The 18,867-nt window shown below is 71.0% G+C and carries 17 protein-coding genes and 1 pseudogene; 1 reads left to right on the forward strand and 17 read right to left on the reverse strand.

Annotated elements, in window-relative coordinates; all coding sequences use genetic code 11:
• The 7 genes and pseudogenes from AN218_RS36740 to AN218_RS15370 all read right to left on the reverse strand — a co-directional run.
• Positions 1-1,782 (reverse strand): annotated as a pseudogene (locus AN218_RS36740) (hypothetical protein); the annotation flags it as partial.
• Positions 1,779-2,174 carry a hypothetical protein gene (locus AN218_RS15345; RefSeq protein ID WP_070017445.1) on the reverse strand — a complete coding sequence of 132 codons (396 nt, stop codon included), beginning with the start codon at positions 2,172-2,174 and terminating at the stop codon, positions 1,779-1,781. The pseudogene AN218_RS36740 and the gene AN218_RS15345, both read right to left, overlap by 4 nt.
• A 2-nt stretch (positions 2,175-2,176) precedes the next feature.
• Positions 2,177-4,927 (reverse strand): ATP-binding protein, encoded by a 2,751-nt coding sequence (locus AN218_RS15350; protein WP_070017446.1) that lies wholly within the window; start codon positions 4,925-4,927, stop codon positions 2,177-2,179.
• Positions 4,927-5,427, reverse strand: a complete 501-nt coding sequence (locus tag AN218_RS15355; protein ID WP_070017447.1) for a hypothetical protein — start codon at positions 5,425-5,427, stop codon at positions 4,927-4,929. Before AN218_RS15355 ends, AN218_RS15350 begins: the two co-directional genes overlap by 1 nt.
• Entirely contained in the window at positions 5,424-5,825 is a 402-nt protein-coding gene (locus tag AN218_RS15360; protein WP_141747588.1) for a hypothetical protein, read from the reverse strand. Before AN218_RS15360 ends, AN218_RS15355 begins: the two co-directional genes overlap by 4 nt.
• Positions 5,826-5,830: 5 nt before the next feature.
• Positions 5,831-6,910: a conjugal transfer protein gene (locus AN218_RS15365; RefSeq protein WP_070017449.1), complete on the reverse strand. Its 1,080-nt coding sequence runs from the start codon at positions 6,908-6,910 to the stop codon at positions 5,831-5,833.
• A 271-nt stretch (positions 6,911-7,181) separates the two neighbouring features.
• Positions 7,182-7,985 carry a GntR family transcriptional regulator gene (locus AN218_RS15370; RefSeq protein WP_070017450.1) on the reverse strand — a complete coding sequence of 268 codons (804 nt, stop codon included), beginning with the start codon at positions 7,983-7,985 and terminating at the stop codon, positions 7,182-7,184.
• 120 nt (positions 7,986-8,105) lie between these two features.
• Here AN218_RS15370 and AN218_RS15375 point away from each other — a divergent pair, with 120 nt between their 5' ends.
• The gene (locus AN218_RS15375; RefSeq protein ID WP_070017451.1) at positions 8,106-8,396 is read left to right on the forward strand and encodes a hypothetical protein; all 291 of its coding nucleotides are present in this window, start codon (positions 8,106-8,108) and stop codon (positions 8,394-8,396) included.
• Positions 8,397-8,650: 254 nt separating this feature from the next.
• Here the strand turns inward: AN218_RS15375 and AN218_RS15380 are convergent, their stop codons facing one another.
• From AN218_RS15380 to AN218_RS15425, 10 genes are all read right to left on the reverse strand, one after another.
• Positions 8,651-9,529 (reverse strand): replication-relaxation family protein, encoded by an 879-nt coding sequence (locus tag AN218_RS15380; RefSeq protein ID WP_070017452.1) that lies wholly within the window; start codon positions 9,527-9,529, stop codon positions 8,651-8,653.
• A gap of 327 nt (positions 9,530-9,856) precedes the next feature.
• A complete protein-coding gene (locus tag AN218_RS15385; protein WP_070017453.1) occupies positions 9,857-11,179 on the reverse strand; it encodes a hypothetical protein in 1,323 nt (440 codons plus the stop codon).
• Between the two features lie 151 nt (positions 11,180-11,330).
• Complete coding sequence (locus tag AN218_RS15390) at positions 11,331-11,699, reverse strand: hypothetical protein (RefSeq protein ID WP_141747589.1); 369 nt, start codon at positions 11,697-11,699, stop codon at positions 11,331-11,333.
• A 33-nt stretch (positions 11,700-11,732) separates the two neighbouring features.
• Positions 11,733-12,956 (reverse strand): hypothetical protein, encoded by a 1,224-nt coding sequence (locus AN218_RS15395; protein WP_079132198.1) that lies wholly within the window; start codon positions 12,954-12,956, stop codon positions 11,733-11,735.
• A gap of 342 nt (positions 12,957-13,298) precedes the next feature.
• Positions 13,299-13,760 carry a hypothetical protein gene (locus AN218_RS15400; RefSeq protein ID WP_070017455.1) on the reverse strand — a complete coding sequence of 154 codons (462 nt, stop codon included), beginning with the start codon at positions 13,758-13,760 and terminating at the stop codon, positions 13,299-13,301.
• 286 nt (positions 13,761-14,046) lie between these two features.
• The gene (locus AN218_RS15405; RefSeq protein WP_070017456.1) at positions 14,047-14,841 is read right to left on the reverse strand and encodes a single stranded DNA-binding domain-containing protein; all 795 of its coding nucleotides are present in this window, start codon (positions 14,839-14,841) and stop codon (positions 14,047-14,049) included.
• A 213-nt stretch (positions 14,842-15,054) separates the two neighbouring features.
• A complete protein-coding gene (locus AN218_RS15410; RefSeq protein WP_070017457.1) occupies positions 15,055-15,435 on the reverse strand; it encodes a hypothetical protein in 381 nt (126 codons plus the stop codon).
• A gap of 97 nt (positions 15,436-15,532) precedes the next feature.
• Positions 15,533-16,471, reverse strand: coding sequence for a hypothetical protein (locus tag AN218_RS15415; protein ID WP_070017458.1), 939 nt, complete (start codon positions 16,469-16,471; stop codon positions 15,533-15,535).
• Positions 16,472-16,611: 140 nt separating this feature from the next.
• Entirely contained in the window at positions 16,612-18,330 is a 1,719-nt protein-coding gene (locus tag AN218_RS15420; protein WP_070017459.1) for a hypothetical protein, read from the reverse strand.
• A gap of 243 nt (positions 18,331-18,573) precedes the next feature.
• A partial coding sequence (locus tag AN218_RS15425) for a hypothetical protein (protein WP_216311769.1) occupies positions 18,574-18,867 on the reverse strand: 294 nt, incomplete at its 5' end.

The raw sequence follows: 18,867 nt of genomic DNA on the forward strand, positions 1-18,867 counted from the left end.
GAGCCGGCCGGGATGACCGGGCATACCCGTCGGGTCGGACAGCGCCGCCAGCGCCGCGCCGATCTTCCCCCGCCGGGCGTGGAAGGCGGCCAGGGCCGGGGAGCCGCCGGGCCCGCCCAGCATCGGCATGCCGCCCACCCCGAGGCCGAGTCCTCCCGCGCCGCCGCCCTGTCCGACGCCGACGGAGGCCAGCGCCATGCCGATGCCGGCGGCGTTGTCGCCGAGCAGGTGGGAGCCGCCGACTTTCGCGTACCGCATCCGCGCGGAGAAGGTCTGCCCCATCTGGGAGATGGCGGCCAGCATCCGCCGGTGTCCGGCCAGACCGGCCAGGGCGAGGACGTCCAGCAGGATGAGCCGCTCGACCACGACGGTGCCCTCGCTGGAGAGGATGGCTCGTGCGGCGATGCCCAGGAAGGGGATGAAGACGGACACGGCGAAGAGGACCACGGACACGGCCATGAAGATCCCGGTCCACTTCCAGGCCGCGGCCCGGTTCGGGCCGGGCAGGATCGCCCAGGCGAAGGCCAGCACTGCCATGGCGGCGGTGGCGACCGCCGCGACCTGCGCGCAGAGCATCGCCATCACCATCGCGTAGATGATCAGGCAGAACAGGGCGGCCGCACCCAGGAGGAACAGCGCCCCCAGCACCCGCGACCAGTCCAGGATCTTGTTGTAGGCGGCGGCCGTCTCCCCGGCCTTGCCGTGCTCCGCCATCAAGTCCTGTTCGGACTCCCCGCTGCTCTTCCCTGGGACGTCACCCGTGCAGGCGTCATGCGCCGGGCCCACGACGAGATCGCAGTCGTCGTCGTCACGGTTCTCGGTGTAGTTGATCGCCTTCTTGTAGTCCTTGTACATCGGGTCGCTGCGCTTGATGGTCTGGCCCCATTGCAGGAGTTGGTAGGGCTGGACGACCAGCACTTCGGTCAGCGTCCGCGTGATCGGCTGGGACACGTCGGCGGCGGCCAGGGGCCGCTTGCCGCTGATGCACACATCGCGCGCCGGGCCGACGATCGCATCGCACTTCTTCTTCCGCTGCTCCGCCCGTTTCCGCTCGGCCGCGTGCCGCTCCTTGGCGGTGGGCTGCTGCTCTTCCTCGCAGGTCTCCTTGGCCGGTCCGGTGACCAGGTCGCACGGGTCGTTCTTCGCGCCGCCGCCGGAGTCCTTCCCGGCGCTGGCGGTGATCGAGGCGGCCTCCAGGGAGGCGCGCTGCACCTGCTGGACGGGTCCGTTGTAGCCGAGCAGGTAGTCCGGCCGTACCAGCGCGGATGCGGACAGCGCGCAGATCAGCAGCGTGAGGAGGATCTCGCCGGCGCCGCGGGCGACCTTTCCGCGCATCGCCATCAGCAGCCCGAAGACGAATGCCCAGGCCAGCCAGAGGCCGGTGATGCCCAGGGGTTCGACGATGTGCTGCTGGTAGGCGTCGGAGATGTTCTGGGCGGGGGTGATCAGCTTGTCCACGATCGGGTACCGGTAGGCCCAGTCGATCAGCCAGCAGGCTCCGCCGACGAGGAGCTTGGTGAGGGCGAACAGCCCGTCCAGCAGCAGCCGCATCCCGCTGTCGGCCGGGCTGCTGCCGCCGCCGAACAGCTCGTAGTCGTCGATGCGTACGCCCTCGGAGGTCTTCACATTCCACGGCCCGAGCAGCCCGCCGGTCCCCGAGTCCGCGAGCACGGCCCGCCCGCTGCTGTCTGCGGCCGCCGGGCCCGCCGAGAGGGCGACCACGAAAGCGGTCAGCAGCACCACCAGCCCGCCGCGGCGCAGCCGCCGCCTGCGGGGGCTCACCGACTCCACCTCCCGTACCGGGCGAAGGAGACCAGCACCGCGATGCCGCCGAGGCACAGCAGGACCTGCCCGACGGTGCGGCTGGCGGTGCACGGAGCCGACGGCGAGGCGGCCGAGCCCGGCGCGGGCACCGGGGCGACGTCGCGGCGGCAGTAGTCGTGGGCCGGTCCGATCACCAGGTCGCAGGGATCATCACGCCCCTTCGGCGACGCTGCGGCATCGGAGCGCGCGGCCGTGTTCCGGCTGTCCGGCCACGGACAGACATCTGTCTGGCTGGAGACGCCCATCAGCGCCGTCACGGCGCCGCCGGCCAGCAGCACCAGCAGGATCAGGACCGCCGCGCCCCACAGCGGGTCCCGGCGGGAGCGGGCGAAGGTGTCTCCGGGCCGCATCGTCAGCGCCTCCCTGTGCTGCTGGTCGTCTCGGGCGGGGGCTTGACCAACTGCGGCGGCCCGTGCGGCGGGACCGCGCCGCCCGGTTCGCCGGCGGTCTCCCCGGCGTAGAGCCCGGGCCGGTCGCCGCGTCCCCCGCTCTCGATCGCCGCCGCGCTGTCACTGCCGGGGCCGGGGGAGGAGGGCAGGTCCCCGGGCGAGGTGAAGATCGCCTTTTCGAGCTCGGGGCGGGGCGGGACGACGCTTTGGAAGCGGCCCACCCGCATCCGCGGGTCGCGGGCGAGGACCTCCCCGGCCCGAGCCGCGTTGCCGATCGGGGAGAGCTGCGTGGTCACGATCCGCAGCAGCCCCTCGTCCTCGGGCGACAGTCCCAGGAACTCCAGCCCGCCGCGGGCGAGCGCTTCATCCGTCGTACGGGTCAGGAACCGGTAGGCGAGCAGCCCCCGCAACTCCTTCGGGCCCAGGTCCTCCACGGAGTGCCCCGACAGGCCGATGCCGGCGTTGTGCTTCCGCCCGTCGTGCACGACCTCGGTCACCAGCGCCGTGCCCTCCGCGGACGAGGTGAGCCAGTAGCACTCGTCCGCCGCGATCAGGCAGAACCGCTGCGGATCGCTGAAGGCCACCTGCCGTGAGAGCGCGGCGATGAGATACAGCACGGCACGCCCGATCAGCGCCTCCGTGGGCTGCGCCCGCATCAGCTCGGGGTTGGTGACCGCCTCCCGCGGCGGCAGCGTCAGCCCGGCGGTCGTCAGCACCACCCAGTCCGCGCCGAGGTCGCCCTCCAGCGAAATCGGCGGAAGATCCGGATCGAAGACACTCGCGGCCAGCGGCTCCTCGGCGATCATGCGGAGCAGGTCGTGCAGCATCCCGGCCTCCTGGCCCCGGGCGCCGCCCGCCTCCGTGACGTCTTCCAGTGCCGCCACCACCGCGGCCATCGACGGCCGCTCGCTGGTCTGCGCGCTGTTGATCGCGGCCTTGAGCAGCGCGCCCTGCGCCGTCAGCGGCCCGATGCCCAACTGCAACGTCAGATAGGACAGGGCGTAGTGCGCCCCGGTCGCCGCGTCGAAGATCCGCAACGGATCGATCGAGCGCTCGGCGCGGGCCGCGTCGACGATCTGCACCCGCCCCGGCGCCGCCGCCCGCGCGAAATGCGCCCACTCCCGCACCGGGGTCCGGTCGATGACGATGCTGCGGCCGCCGCGGTCGACGACCGCGGAGTCGATCAGCTTCAGCAGAACCGATTTACCGCCGCCGAGCTCCCCGGAGATCCCGAACGACGCGGACGCCGTGGCCTGCGGCGCATTGGCGATGTCCAGCAGCACCGGCCGTATGGTGCCGGTGTCCTGCGACACCCCGACCATGTGCCCGCGTTCATCCCCCCACGCCGAGGTCTGCAGCGCCCCGCACATCGCCCAGTCCTCCCCGAGCTGATGCTGGGTGTACTGGCGCGCCCGCGGCGGCGTCGCCGCGCCGGGCAGCGACAGCGTCAGCAGCTCCTCCTGCTCACCGCTCGGCCGCGCCAGCCGGTAGTTCGCCCCCCGCAGTTGTTTCGCCAGCACCTGGGCCCGCTCGTCGCAGGTCGCCGCGTCCGGGCCCCACACCGTCAGCACGGTCACGGCCTGCACCTCGACCTCCACCGACGACTCCGAGGTCCGCGAATCCAGCTCCCCCAGGTCCTTGGCCGCGGCGTGCATGCCCTCTGGCAGGCCGGTCGCGGACTGCGCCGCATACTGCTCGGCCTGATCCGTCAGATCCCGCTTCTTCTTGCGGACCTCCTCGGCGAGCTTCTCCGCCGGCACCAGCCGCATGTCGACGCAGAAGTCCACGGGGAAGGGAAGGTCTTCGAGCTGCGCGAGCAGGTCCGCGGTCTCCGCGCGCTGGGCCCGGGGCATCTCCGTCAGCGGTAGATGCGCCTGGTAGCCGGTACCGGCCTCGCTCTCCACCTCCAGCCACACCCGCTGGAACACGCTCCGCTTCCGCGGCCCGCCCCGCTTCCGCGCCGTCCGCCGCCCCGTCCCGGACGCGCCGTCCGCCCCACCGGCGTCCTGGCCCTCGTGCTGCTGCCCGCCCTCCAGCAGCCGCACCAGACCCAGATCCTGGTAGGAGGGACACCGCAACCGCCCGGCGAACAACTGCCCGCCGTAGGCGTCGCTGCCCGCCGCCTCCAGCAGCAAAGGCTCCGGCAGGCCGCGGTGCACCGCGTGCTGGTGCATCCACACGATCTCCGCCGGCCGCGCCGGCCGCAGACTCACACTCGCGGCGAGCTCCGCCTCGATCCGCGCCGCCCGCTGCCGGTACTCCACGACCTCGGCGGCACCGACCGGCGCCGGCCGCAGCCCCAGCATCCCCGACAGCTCCGCCCACACCCCGCCGGAGGCGGCCGTCACCTGCTCCCGCCAGCCCGGCGTCTGCAACGGAACCGCCAGCCACAGCGTCCGCTGATGCATCTCCAGCCCGTCCAGCAGCTCCAACTGCGCCCGCGCCGTCTGCGCCCACTGCGGCTGAGCATCCAGGTCCACCCCCTCGACCGTGCGGGCGATGACCTCCCCGGCATCCACCTGCGCGCACAGCCCGTACAGCCGCGCCGCTTCCGGAAGCGACCGCACCAGCGTCGTCAGCCGGCCGTGCAGCTCGGTGCGCTGCTGCGCGCCCATGTAGCGCGAGCCGCCCGGATCCAGACGCCAGATCGCCCACACCGGCCCGGCGGTCGACCACACCAGATGACCGGCCAGATGACGGATCGCCACCCGCATCACGACCGCCCCCCGCGCTCGGCGCCGGCCGACGCCAGAAGCTGCTGCAGCGCCGTCGGCTCCGGCCGCACCGCCCCGCCGCCCCGGCGGCGGCCCCGCCGCGGCCCGTCATCCGCCTCGCCGTCCTCACGGATGTAGAAGCCGCCCGTCAGCACCCGCGGCTTCGGCTCCCGTACGGCGCGGCCACCGATCCGGCCCGCACGCGGCTGCAACGCCACGTTCACCAGCCCCAGCACGATGTAGCCCGGCGCGCGGCCGCCGATACTCGCCCGCCGCGCCCCCCAGATCGCCACGGCCCACGCGAGGACCGGCACCGGCCCCATCCACGACCACAGCGAGAACGTCTTGATCAACAGGAACCCGCCGAAGAAGGCGATGGCGATCTGCGCCGGCGTGTACGGGCCCAGCGGCAGCGTCCAGTCGCCGATCTTCCCCAGCACCCACGGATACCGCCGCGCCTTGGTGTACGAACGCCCGACCCGGCCCTGCTGCCCGCTCACCGCACGTCACCCCGCCCGGCGGACCGTGCGCTCACCGCGCCGTCCGCAGCCACGAGGGGCAGCTCGTACGCGCCCGCTTGCGAACTGCGGCTCACAGCAGGCGCAGATACCGGGGGTGCAGCCGCGGGACCCTCGACGCGCACCACGACACGTCCGGCCCCGTTGATCTCCGTCGAGAAGGCGTCGGAGAGCTGGTCGCGCGAGTTGTAGAGCGCCAGACACACGGCCATGCCCAGCAGCGCGCCGATCCCGGCCTTCAGCGAGAAGCGGCGGATGACCTGCGCGACCACGATGAGTAGCAGCCCGAGCAGAAGCGTCTTCTCCGCCAGGTTCGTCCCCACCCCGAGGAGGTGATCTCCGATGTCCTCGAACTCCCCGGCCAGCGTGACCATGCCCATGCCGCTCACCGCCCCGCCCACACCGGCGCCGCAGCCCGATCAGGCAGCGCGCGCCCGGCGGACACCACGTCCCGCACCGCAGTCGGCGGCCCGGGAGGCCGCGCACCGCGCGCACCGGTCGACGAGTCCTGCGCACCAGATCGCGCACCAGGCCGCGGCTCGGGACCGGCCCCCAGGGCGGCGACCTCCCAGCGGCCGTCCCGTGCCCGCAGGGTCAGCGCGTACGACAGCGGCCACTGCGCACCGTGCGCATCCTGCGCATTCACCTGCGCGCGCACCCGCACCCGGCTGCCGTCCCGCCCCGGGACGCCTTCACGCGCAGAGTCCTCGACCGCCCGCAGCTCCTCCACCGTGACTTTCCGGTACGGCGCCGGAGAGATCGCCGGCAGCTCCACCTTCGGCGCCAGATACCGCTCCGCCCCGCCGTCTCCGGCGAGGTAGGCGGTCAGGAAGTCCCCGACCGTGCCCTCCAGCGCAGAGCCGGACTCCACCGACGTCCTGTACGCCGACTCCCGCTCCCCGCCCCCACGCGGCGCCGCCACCTCCGCCGGGGCCGCCGTCACCGACACCCGCCCCTCGGCCGCCCGCACCGGCACGGTGAAGAACCGCGGCGCCGGCGCCGCCTTCTTCTTCTCCGCCCGAAGCTGCACCCCCACCGTCACCGACCACGTCCCCGGCCCCGTCACACGGCTGCTCAGCGAACTCACCCGCTGCACCCGCGGCGCGTCCGCCGCCTCCCACTCCGGAAGCTGCACCCCCGGCGCCATCGCCCGCACCGCATCGCCCGCGGCCTCACCCCGGGCCGGAGCGCGCAGCCACTGATCCACGAACAGCGCAGCCCAGCCGCGCGGGTCCTCCGCCTGCGCAGCCCCCTGCGCACCCCGCTCAGGGGCCTTCGCCACGGTGCGCACGGTGGTCGCCGGATGCGTCAGCGCGACAGCGAGCGCGACCGGCCCGGCCGCGAGCGCGCCCCACACCGCCCAGCGTCCGGCCGACACCGCCGGATGGCGGCCCGCGCGCACGCCGCGCTCGGGCGGCGTTTCGCCGACGCCGTCCGTACGGCGGCCGAAGCGGAATGGCGACATCGTGGAGCCTCCTCCACACCCGAGGGATCAGATGTCGCCAGGCTCCGGATCACGCTTACCGCGGCCCTTCCCACCAGCCGCCCACGCAGCATCGAAGCCGTAACGGTCACGCGGTAAGGCGTTTACCGCGGTCTGCTACGGGTGGGGGAAGGGCTCAGGAGACCCGCGCGGCACGTCGCCGGAGATAGGGCCCGTACGCGGGCACCGGTGAACGAGGGCACAGCGGCTCCCCGAGCGGTACGCCCCGTATGAGCCCGCGGTGAGCAGCCTGTCAGGCGCCGGAACGCCCGTCGTCGGCGCCATCAGAGCCGTCGGGCGGGTCGAGGCGCCATGTGTAGGCGACCTCCCACCGCGCATCCGGCACCACGATGTCCGCCGTCTCCACGGGGACGCCCTCTGAGGTGAAATACGTCCGTTCGATCCGCAGCACCGCGTCCCCGAGCGGCACGCCGAGCAGGTTCGACTCCGCCCGCGTGGCCCGCCCGGGCCGCGGCACCTCCTGCACCGTCTGTACGGTCACGCCGATCGCCCGCATGCGCGCCACGACCCCGGCGCCCGCGTACGGGCCCATCTCCGGAAGCAGCACGGGGGACCCGTCGGTGATGGCCACCGGTTCCCAACTCGTCGACAACTGCACCGGCTTGCCGTCGGCCAGGTACTCGTACGTGGTGCACACACACGGCGCGCCGGCCTCGACCGCCAGCCGCGCGGCGATCTCCGCCGGAGCCGCTACCCGGGCCTTGCTGTCGGACTCCCACGAGCCCGCTCGGCCCCTCGCGGCCATCTCACCGCGGAACGGTGAGCCGCTGAAGTTCTCGCGGTGCGCGGAGCGCACCATCCGCTGCCGCTCGCGGGGAGCCCGTACGAACGTCCCTACCCCGGCACGGCCCTCCAGCAGCCCCTCCGCCATCAGGAGCTCCATCGCCTGCTCCATCACCTGACGGGACACCCTGTGTTCCTTGGCCAGAGCCGACCGGGCGGGCAGTTGCTGCCCTTCGGTCCACTTGCCCGTCTTGAGCTGGCGACGCAGAGCGGCCGCGACGCGGAGGTACTGCGCTTCCTCCCGCTTACCCATCGCCGCTCCAGTACCCCAACGCACATAGCCGGTTACTCGACGTTGACAAGTTACTGCAGTAGCGGAACCCTACTGAAGTAGCAGCACATACCGTGATCAAGCCAGAAGAGGACCCCCAGGGTGCTCCACCAGATCTACGCCAAGTCCCTCGCCGCCCGCCTGGCGGCGCTCACCGACGACGCGCACAGCGACCAGCACAGCGACCGCGTCCGCATCCGGGAGAACCCCGACCGCATCCGCGTCGAGGTCGACATCCCGACCGACCTCTCCGCCTCCGCAACCCTCCGCATCCACGCGGTACTCGCCGACGGCCACGAATGGGGCCACCACGGCGACCCCGACGGGTCCTCACACGCCTGGCTCGAATTACGCTTCGACATCCCGCTACCCCCAGGGCAACGAGACGCATGACCAGCCGAACCGAACCCGACCACGCCGTATCACCCGGACAGAAGAAGCACGTATGCGGCCCGTGCCGCATCGGACAGCACGCCTGGTGCGACGGCCTCCGCGACCCCCGCCCCCGAGCAGACCACGAACCACTCCCCGTCGTCCCCCGCACCTGCTCCTGCACCACACCGCACCGACCCGGGACCTCCCGTCCCGCAGGGGCCACTCTCCCCGGGCACGGTACGTAGCGCGCGGCAGCCCTCATCGGGTCCGGCTCACAGGTCCATCCAACCGCGGCGCTCCCCGCGCCCGTTCAGCGGCGTCCACACCGGCGCGGACGCCCCCCGCTCCTCCAACTCCTCAAGGACCGCGGCCCCGAGCGGCACCTGCGCAGCGAAGTGCTCCACCAGCGGGTCCTGACCCACGATCGTCTGAAGGTCGGCAATGCGCTGCCGCAACCGACCGAGCGACGCTCCCGTAAGAACGAACAGCACCCGGGGGAAACGCGTGTAGGACTTCTGCCACGCGGGCGGCGCCGGCCTGCCACGGCCGACCGGCTGCGCCCCGGCATGCAGCCGCGCGTACGTGATCGTCTTCGAGGCCAGCCGTTCGGAGCTCTCCGTCGCCCGGTCGACCTCCACGAACGCCCGCAGCAACTGCTGCTTGGGCTCCATGCGCTTGTAGTACAGCAAGCCGTCCGCGATCAGCAGCCGCTCACCGTCACGGACGCCGTCGCGCACAGGGTGAGCGACCTCGGTCGACCAGTCCAGCGGCGAGAAGTCGTCGCCACGGTCACGCGCGTCCGTCAGGAACGCCACGGCGGTACGGGTGACGGTGAGCGTATGGACCTCGCGAGAGAGGTGAGCAGGCAGTGCCTTCCGCTGCGGTGTGTACGCCCGAAACTCCGGCCACCGGGCCACGAGCCGCCGTCCCTTCCCCGTCAGCCGCCATACGTTCGAGTGGAAGGCGCGCCGGGTCGCCGCCACGAGGCCCTCGCGCTCCATGCCCCGCAGGCAGTGGAGTACGTACTTCACATGCCGGTCCACCATCACCGTCAACTGCTCGGTCGTGGCCATCCGGTGAGCGAACAGGCACGCCAGCAGGTCCTGCGGGACCAGGGACCGGGGCGCGACAGAAGGGGCAAGGCTGACCACGGGAGCTCCTCCGTAGACGGGCCGCCAGCGTCGCTCCGTCGGCTCACCGCCACCCTCACCACGGGCCCGCGGGGGAGTCTCAATGACGTCACAGCCTGGGCGTCCCGGCTCACCGGACGGTCCCGCTCACGGTGAGGTGGCCGCCGGGAAGCAAAGAAAAACCCGGGGCCGGCCCGGGAAGCTCAACGCTTCCCGGACAGGAGGGTGAGAAATCCTCCCCCGGCCACCGGGGCGGTCACCTGGCCCGCCGGGCGGAAATCCATCACTCGCCCTAAAACCAGGTGCCGCAGCTCTTTCAGTGTAGACCCGGCCGCTGGCCGGCAGAGTCTACGCGACGCTGTCGACGATGCGTCTCGGCCACTTCCGCGCGGGCGGACCGCCGTGCGGCGCCTTGACCTTCACCCACGTCCCCTGCAGCGGCCGCAACCGGGGTGAGCCGGCCGACAGCGCCGAGATGAACGACTTCTGGTCCTTGTACTTCAACCGCACGGCGACCTGCGCCGACCCCAGAAGCTCCTCCGGGTCCCCGCTGTCAGAGACCTGAGCCGGAGCCGCCGTCGCCGCCGCTGCGGGCGCGAAGTCACCCGCCCGCAGCTTCTCGAGCACGGACTGCGGGTACCAGATGCGCTTGTGACGAGGGCGCTCGGACGTCCCTTCGAGCTCGTCCACGTCCGGCGCCACGAAACGCCCCCTCCTCAGAAGGTCTGTGACCTGATTCGGGTTCTCGTAGCCCATCGCCAGTGACAGATGGCTGCCGTTCAGCGGCTCACGCGGATCCAACCGGGCCAGCATCTGAAGCCGCCACTCCGCGGTAGGCCCCTGTTCCACCGTCGGATCCTGCCGCTCGGAACCGCCGGGACCTCGCTCCGGATGCGTCTTCAGCCACACCCGGACGGTCGCGACCTTGAACCGCACCCGCAGATAGGGCCGGTCGGCCGTGCCGATCTCCTTGCAGATCTCCGGCTCAGGGAGCCACCAGGGACGTACCCGCAGCGCGGACACAATCGGCACTCCGCCGGCGAAGCCGAGCAGCAACCCCAACTGCTCAGCGTTCATCAGCCCCTTCTGATCCGTGAGATCGAGGAGGGAGAGCAGTCCGTCCACGGTCAGTTTCTCGTCGACCCGGGTGAGGAGGGAGAGCAGTCCGTCCACGGTCAGTTTCTCGTCGACCCGGGTGAGGAGGGAGAGCAGTCCGTCCACGGTCAGTTTCTCGTCGACCCGGGTGAGGAGGGAGAGCAGTCCGTCCACGGTCAGTTTCTCGTCGACCCGGGTGAGGAGGGAGAGCAGTCCGTCCACGGTCAGTTTCTCGTCGACCCGGGTGAGGAGGGAGAGCAGTCCGTCCACGGTCAGTTTCTCGTCGACCCGGGTGAGGAGGGAGAGCAGTCCGTCCACGGTCAGTTTCTCGTCGACCCGGGTGAGGAGGGAGAGCAGTCCGTCCACGGTCAGTTTCTCGTCGACCCGGGTGAGGAGGGAGAGCAGTCCGTCCACGGTCAGTTTCTCGTCGACCCGGGTGAGGAGGGAGAGCAGTCCGTCCACGGTCAGTTTCTCGTCGACCCGGGTGAGGAGGGAGAGCAGTCCGTCCACGGTCAGTTTCTCGTCAGCCTCTTGAAGTGCCTCGGAAAGACTGATCGTCTCCGTCTTCTCCGGCATGACTCTCCTTCGTAGGTCCCTCGGCCACGAGCCGGCGGGGGCAACCCCCTCCAGTGACATTAAAGGTAGCGGAAGTGTTCGGGTGTTGTCCACTCGCCGGCACCACCGAGGCCGCGCTTGATCTCCCGTACGATGCGGCCCGCCCTCGAGGTCACCTCTGATCAGGAACGACGCACACTCCCTCGCGGGCCGCGTGCTCGGCGATCCCGACGAAGGCCAGCGCCGCCGGCGTACGCCGCCACTCCGCATACCCCAACGCCGCCAACGCCTCAGCCCGCGGCATCACCACGCCGTACGTCACACCCTCCTCCCGGCACATCGCCTGCAACTCCCTGTTCTCCAGGACCCCGTACCGGGACCTCGCGAGGGCCTCTGCCTCCGCCAACCCCGCGAAGTACAACTCCCGCCCCCGGAGCAGGATCGCCAGCAGCTCATCCGGCGCCGCCGCCCGGGCTGCTGCACCGGCAAGCGTCAGCAACTCCTCGACCGCGCCCTCGTGCTCGCCCCGTGTCCCCATCACGACCACCTCTCCCTCGACCGTTCGTTCTGTCGTTCATCTCGCTGCATGCGGCGCGAGAGCAGCCTGCGTACGCCTCGCGGTGTGCCGGGCCCATTCCTCCTCGAACCGGCCCTGCTTCTTGTCACGCACGCAGGCCGGCGCGGTGACCATGAACTCCTCCACCGCGGGAAGCCCGTTTCCCCGACGGCGCAGCACGCCGCGTACGGAGCCGTACGGATCCGTCTCGACGTCCACGCGGTGCCGACGCGAAATGCCTTGGAGCCGCCCCCCGACGAAGTGGCTCGGGCCCCTGTCGAGCAACTCGACTGACCGCAGCGCTGGGGCACGGACGTCCGGATTCGTACGGGAGACCGGCAGGATGCGCCGCACGTGGTAGATCCCCCACGCGCCAGCCAGTTCGCGCTCGAACGCCTTCAGCACGGGCGCGTCGACGCCCGGGTCGAACTGCTCCAGCAGGCTGCGCCTGCCGAACAGCCTGGCCTTGGAGTTGAGCGCCATGGCGGTGTACTCCAGCCGCAGAACCCTCCCGGCGATCTCGGGGAACATCCGCATCCGCTGGAGGTTGTCGGCCATCGCCCCCATGGACACGGGGTAGCAGCAGAACCAGCAGTAGCTCTTGCGCCACTGCACGTCGAACCGCTCCAGCAGGAAGCGCTCGCACATGCGGCGCGTCCATCCCCAGTCGATCAACGGAAAGCGTCCGGTGCGCAGCGGGTTACGGTTCGCGAGAAGGTCCCGCGCCTTGCGCCCCTCCTCATCAGCGCTGAACCCGATGATCTGCGTGAACGGTCTTCCGTCGGTGACGGTGGGAATCCACCGGTCCCCGACTTCGCCCTTCGAGCGGATGCTGCACAGCCGCTTGCCGCCCTGCTGTGGAACGGTGCCGTTGCTCTCCAACTCGTCCCACAGTGCCCAGGAGCCGCGGGAGACGAGCTGCTCGGGGCTGTGGGAGTCGTCCAGGACCTCGATGCCGGCGGAGTTGGACTGGCCCGCCCGGGCGACCTGGACCAGACGCACGCCGTGTCGGCGCAGCAGCGGCAGGATGTGCCGTTCGCAGTCGGCGAGGGTGTCCGGCCACTCGCTACCCACGACGTTGTGCAGGACCGCAAACCGGTCCAGGTCGATTCCGTGCGCGGCCGGACCGTCGAGGATTTCCACCAGGGCGGCGGTCGACTCCACACCCAGGCCCCAGTTGAGGACGGTGTCGACGGGCTGGTCGGTCAGCGAGAGCCCCGGCAACATACGTGCGGACGGCATGGAATACCTCCTGGTACGGGGGAGTTCGAGGGGGACGGGTGGCTCTGTTCACGTCGCAGAGCAGCGTTTCGACGGCAGCTCGGGAGGCAGTACCCGCGCCGGATGTTCACGACTTCGGGTAGCAGCTCGGTAGTGACCGACGGGGAGCCGTCTGCCGCCCCGTCCGGGCCCGAGGCAAAAGCGCTGGCTGCGGGAGTAAGTGGCAGCCATCGTCGCGCCGTTGCCGGGTGCCCGGCTGATGCCTCCCGTTCTCGTGAACATTGACTCTTCCGGCTGCCGGGTGCCTCCCGAAGTCGTGAACATCCGCTGTCGGAACTCGTGAACAAAGTCAGGGACGGGGGGTCACCAAGGGAAGCGCGGCAGTGCGCTGAGACGTTCGGTGAGCTCGTCGTCGTCGAGCCGGGTGACGCCCCTGACGCCGAGCCGCTGGAACCAGCGCAGCAACGCCTGCATGTCCTGCATCGTGACCTCGGAGAGCTGTCGCCGAGTCAGGCGCATGTGGTCGAAGAGGGAGAACGCGGCCAACAGTCGTCCCTGCGTCGGCCGGTGCCGTCCACGGAACCGTGGCAGTACGCCGTGAGACATGTGGCCGACGTCGACCGCGGCAGGCGGGAAGAACCGCAACTCCCAGCGGCGGCGCTGGACCCGTACGAAGGGCACCGTTCCGAGCTCCAGGTGGATGAGCTCGCTCGGGAACTGGCGCCGTGTGAGGCCGTAGTCGGTCAGCGTGCGGTACCGGGCGTCTTCGGGGGCGCCCGGCGCGATGCCGGGGCCCGCGGGCAGCAGTCCGTCGACGGTGTCCATGGCAGTCTCCTTCAGCAGCAGTGAGCGGGAGTGGGCAGATCACGGCAGGGTGGGCCGGGCGGCGTACGCCGCCCGGTCACAACTCCCGCGCGGGGTCAGGTCACAGGGCACGAGGTCGCGGGCAGGTCCGCCTGGTCCTCGCCGAGCTGGATGAGCCGTAGGTGCCTCGCGGCTTGTTCGGCGGCGCTCACCGCGTTGCTGACCCGCCGGACGGTGTGTGCTTTCGGGCATGGCAGAGCTCCTCTTCCGTGTAGGGGAGATGGGGGTGCGGGCAGGGGCTAGCGGTTCACCGCGAAGCCGCGCGCGCCTTCTGGGAGGACGGGCGGCTCCATCCGGCGCGTTCTGCGGGCCACCAGTCGGGGGCGGCGCCGTCCCGGTGTTCCTCGCCGGTGGCCTTGGTCTCGGCGGAGCGCGCCGGCCGATCGGAGACGGCCGGCGCGCACGGCGCGGCCGCGTTACGGGGCTTGGTGGCGGCGGTGTAGGCGATGCGGGCGCCGAGGCTCACCCCGACGGCATCGGCCTCGACGTAGAGCACGTCGTCGAGCAGGTAGGCGACACGGCCCGTGACGGTCAGGGCCACACCGGCGTCGACGCACTCCGCCGCGTTCCTGCCCTGTTCGTCCCAGACCGTGCACACGTAGTGGATCGCGGGCTGCTCCACCCAACGGCCCTGCCACGTCAGCGGCGTGGACATCATCTGGAACCGGGTGATGGCGCGCCCGTTGTGGAACTTCACCTCCGCCGTCCCGACGGCTGTGCCGGTGATCTGGATCTGCGTGTCCGGCATGCGCGCGCCCAGGGTGGTGCCGAAGGCCTCGACGCCGACGTACAGGAGGCTGTCGCCGGCGCTCTCCAGGTGCCCGGTGACGCTCAGCGTGGCGCTGTCGGCGAGGGAGGCGATCGCTTCCTCCTCGACGTCGCCCCGGGCCGTGCACCGGTAGGGGATAGCCTCCTTCGAGATCCAGCGCTCCCCGTTCCAGCTCCGCGGTGTGGCGACCATCCGCAGGGCGACGGCGCCGTCGGCGCACTGCTCGGGAGCGCCGACGAGCGTTCCGACGAACTGCATCCGCGTGTGCGGCATGACAGCACCTCCCCTCTCATACATCCATGGTGACGGAACACGGGGTCATAGGGGACCCCTTCCTTGACCTGCAAAGACCTGTAGAAAGCGCCCGGAGCAGTGACGCGCGGCCCGGCGTCCTCACGCGACCGAGGGCAGGCTCCGGACGCCGCCCCGGGTGGTCTCGCACGGGCAGCAGCCACGCAGACCACCCGGGAACGGAGCGGGGAACGGCTATCCAGCCGACGTCTCGCTGCCGTCGATGACCTCGCAGCAGGTCGCCGGAACTCCCCGCAGCGGGAAGCGCTTGGTCTCCGGCGGGACGTACTCGCTCCGGCGGAGCGTGTCCGTGGACTCCTCCGTCAGCAGCAGCGTGACCGCCGTCCTGGTGCGGATCGTCTCCACCTCGGTGACCTCCCCCTCCAGGCCGTCGTAGCGCTTCGGCGTGAGATTCGAGGTGCGAACGGTGACTCCCCGCCTGACTGCGGCGGCCCGGATCTCCCGCAGCTTCTTCTGACGGTCCTTGTACGACAGAAGAACGCGGTCGAGGTCGTCACTGCTGGCTCCGCTGATGAAGTCGAGCGCGTCGGCGAGCGTAGGCGCGGAAGTGGACATGGGGTACCTCCTGCTGGCTGATCGTGGGGAACGACGGGTGAGGAACCGTGAGAAGCCCCGGGCGGACTGCGGCACCGGCCGGGCCGAACCGCAGACGTCACGACGCCTCCACCCCGCCCCCGCCGTCCGAGGCGACGGTGCGGTGGATGGCGGCCGGGGCGCAGCGGTTGCATGCCGGGCGGCCTTCGACGACGGTGACGGCGTTGGCACCGCAGGCGTCCCAGACGCACTCCCACACCACGCCCGGATTGCACGAGGACCGTGTGCAGAACGGTCGCCGGTGCCATGCGCAGGGAAGGGCACTCTCTTCGTCGACGACCGGGCGACGCAGCATCCCCACCGGCACGGTGGGCCACAGAGCACCCTCTGCGCGGATCCACTCCACCGGCAACGACCGACGACGCTCCAGGGTGAGGTAGTACGGCTCCCCGGCCGCATCGGCTCCCAGCGGCCCGCTCCAGACCATCCACAGGTGCTGATCCCACCGCCACGCCGCGAGCACGTCCGTACGCTGAAGGCTCTCGGCCACCGCGGACCGCAGCGCCCCGCGGTGGCCGTAGCGGCGGATGTCCAGCAGCGCGGCACCGGCAGGAGAGGATGCGACGAGCGCGTTGTCGTGGGCGGTGACGGCCTGCGCCGCCGCCAGCGGACTGGCGTTCAACTCCTGCGCGGCCTCCCATGCCTCACCCCGGTCGGAGTAGGCGTCGTGAATGAGCGCGTAGCCGTTCACCCGGTCATACACGTGATGGCAGTCGGCCTCCCGGAAAGCCGCGACGTAGCGCGGCGCGTGGTCCGCGTCCGTGACGGTCAGCGACTCCTCGTCGCGGTGCAGCACCGCAAGGTGGGCCTCCTCGGTCGCCCACCGGGCAAGCGTCCAGGCCCGGCGGTACCGGTCGGTGATCTCCAGGGCGCCGGGCTCGGAGGCAGGCGCCAGCGTGATACCGGGCAGGACCTCGCCCCGCCCTCGTACGCCGAACTGTGCGTCGTCACGGGCGAAGGTCGCGAGTCGTCTGCCGAGTTCGGATGTGGTGAGCACGGAACAGCTCCCTTCTCCGGAGGTTCAAGTGGAGGCGGGCAGCCCGACGCGCGGGCTTCCCGGGCGGTGAGCGGGACAACGAGGGGGCGGCCCGCCCCTGGGAGGGGGAGGAGCGGGCCGCCCGGATCTCGGGGGAACCGTCAGGCAGCCGCAGCGCTTTCCTGCTCGGCGGCCTGCTCAGCCCCGGCACGGGGGGCGGAATCCGCTCCGGCCGACGCCCCGGTCTCGGGTTCCGTCTGCTGCTGCTCGCTCTCGGGCGCCGGCGACTCCTGATCAGGCGTCTTCGGCCGGTGCCGCTCGACGGCCTTGCGCTCGACGTCGGACAGCGTGTAGCCGTAGCGCTCCAGCAGGAGCAGCCACTCCGCTTGCTGCACATGCAGATGCGCCCACGACTTCGGCTCACGCATGGCGTGCTCCTGCGCCAGAGAGACCAGGGCGAACAGCCAGTGCATCTCCCGCCCCTTGGAGACCTGGCCTGGGGCGACCTCCGCCAGAACCTCTGCCCCGGACACCTGCTTGCCCATCAGCCGCATCACATCCGCCGTGCTGCGCCGCTCCAGGTACCGGGTGAAGAACGAGCGCATGTTGACCGCCGTGGCGATGGCGTACTGTGCCACCTCGTCCGGCAGTTTGCCGCTGGCGCGCACTATCCCCTGCACCGCCTTCTCACGCGGCACCTTGGCGGCCCGCCATGCCGCGTTGCACGCCCGGACCTTCCGGCCCTCCTCCAACTCCGCCTCGGTCTTCTTCCGCTTCGGCTCCTGCGCCTCGGGACGCACCAGGTGCTTGTACTTCTTGGGGTCCTCGCAGTGCCAGACCTTGTTGCCCTCGTCGTCCACGCCCGCCTTGTGGCCGGGGCACTCCCGGTGCCGCTGCTCGGTCATCTCGTCACCGAGCGCCGTGGTCAGGTCCGCCAGCCGCCGGTACTTGGGCCGCTCCCCGTAGCTGTACGGGGCGGTGAGAAGCTGCCCGGACTCGCGCAACTCCCGCAGTGTGGCCTTCTTCGCGGCATCGTTCTGCGCCTTCTGACGCAGCGCCGCCATGGCGTGCTCCCAGTGGCCGGACCCGCCCTTGCCCTCGGTCAGGTCCTTCTCATGCGCGTCGTGGAGCCTGCGCTCGGCACCGGCCACATCCGACACCTCGGCCAGGTCGGCCATCTGTTCCAGGTTGTAGCCGACCCCGTGAGCTTCCCGCAGCGCCCGCTGGTCGAGCTTCTGCGCCTTCTTCGCCGCTCGCAGACCCCGCTTGGTCAAACCGAGGGTCCGGCCGAACTCGTCCAGCTTCTTGCTGTCTGTGATCTCCAACAGGCGGTCGTACGCCTTGAGTTCGGCGTCGGCCGACGGGTTCGTACGGTGCTTGTTCTCGATGAAGCTGAGCAGGTACACCTCGGCGTCGTGAGCCGAACCGGCCAGGCCGTGATGGATGATGGCCTTGAGCTTGCGCGGCTGACGCACCTTGCGGCCCTCCGCCTTCGCCTTGGCCTCCGTATCGATGGCGGCATGCCCGTTGGCGACGATCTGAGCCTGCGTGCGCAGATCGCCCTTGAACACGGTGTACCGGCCGTTGCCGTCCGGGCGGACATGAACCGGCTCCTGCACGCCGATCGCCGCGACCGACGCCAGCAGCTCACGGCCCGGGGCGGCGAATTCGTCCTCGCGGGCGTTCATCGGGTCCCGGTAGACCAGCGTCGGGTCGCTGACGATATCCAGGTGGCTGATCTGCTCCGGCTCCGCGTTCTCCGGCGCCGTCCCGGCCTTCGCCTGAGCGGCCGGTGGGGCGGTCTTCTTCACGGCGGCGGTCTTCTTTCCGCTCGCGGCCGTGGCCGTCTTCTTCGTCTTCGTCGCTGTCGCAGTGCTCAAGAGGCACCTCCTGATGGATCGTTCGGCGGTGTCCGGGGTTCTCAAGCCCGAACAACATCCATGGTGGCGGAATATGCAGGGAAGGTGAACCCCTTCCCTGACCAGCACAAACGCGCTCCCATTAAGGGGTCGCGCAGAGCGCAGCACGACGCGTACGCGGTCTTCCTCCTCCGGCCGCCGAGCACCCCATGCTCGGCGGCCACGCGAAAGCACGGCGCCGCCGGGTTGCGTGGGAGGCGCTGGTCATCGGCCGGAGGAGACCGGCTTGTTGAAGCGGTAGAGGAACAGACCGGCCGTCATCCGGCTGGCGAATCCCGGGATACCGCCGCCGTTGCCGGGCCTGGAGTCGTCCGGAAACATCGCCACCCAGTGGCAGGGCTGAGCACCGTCCCACACGAAGCCGTAAGAGACGCTCCGGTCGTAGCGGTCATGCACCTCATAGCCCACGGGCCCCTTATCTCCGCGGACGAAGACGATGGGAAGCGACATGGATGTCCTCCCTTGCAGTTGAGGAGCGGCGCGGTGCGCGCGCTCCCG

It is taken from the genome of Streptomyces nanshensis (assembly GCF_001751255.1).
GTDB classification, from domain to species: domain Bacteria; phylum Actinomycetota; class Actinomycetes; order Streptomycetales; family Streptomycetaceae; genus Streptomyces; species Streptomyces nanshensis_A.

Bases quoted from the DNA above. Each gene is read 5' to 3' on its own strand.
- AN218_RS15345 (WP_070017445.1), bottom strand. From the start codon at position 2,174: ATGCGGCCCGGAGACACCTTCGCCCGCTCCCGCCGGGACCCGCTGTGG.
- AN218_RS15350 (WP_070017446.1), bottom strand. From the start codon at position 4,927: ATGCGGGTGGCGATCCGTCATCTGGCCGGTCATCTGGTGTGGTCGACC.
- AN218_RS15360 (WP_141747588.1), bottom strand. From the start codon at position 5,825: ATGGGCATGGTCACGCTGGCCGGGGAGTTCGAGGACATCGGAGATCAC.
- AN218_RS15365 (WP_070017449.1), bottom strand. From the start codon at position 6,910: ATGTCGCCATTCCGCTTCGGCCGCCGTACGGACGGCGTCGGCGAAACG.
- AN218_RS15370 (WP_070017450.1), bottom strand. From the start codon at position 7,985: ATGGGTAAGCGGGAGGAAGCGCAGTACCTCCGCGTCGCGGCCGCTCTG.
- AN218_RS15385 (WP_070017453.1), bottom strand. From the start codon at position 11,179: ATGCCGGAGAAGACGGAGACGATCAGTCTTTCCGAGGCACTTCAAGAG.
- AN218_RS15395 (WP_079132198.1), bottom strand. From the start codon at position 12,956: ATGCCGTCCGCACGTATGTTGCCGGGGCTCTCGCTGACCGACCAGCCC.
- AN218_RS15400 (WP_070017455.1), bottom strand. From the start codon at position 13,760: ATGGACACCGTCGACGGACTGCTGCCCGCGGGCCCCGGCATCGCGCCG.
- AN218_RS15405 (WP_070017456.1), bottom strand. From the start codon at position 14,841: ATGCCGCACACGCGGATGCAGTTCGTCGGAACGCTCGTCGGCGCTCCC.
- AN218_RS15410 (WP_070017457.1), bottom strand. From the start codon at position 15,435: ATGTCCACTTCCGCGCCTACGCTCGCCGACGCGCTCGACTTCATCAGC.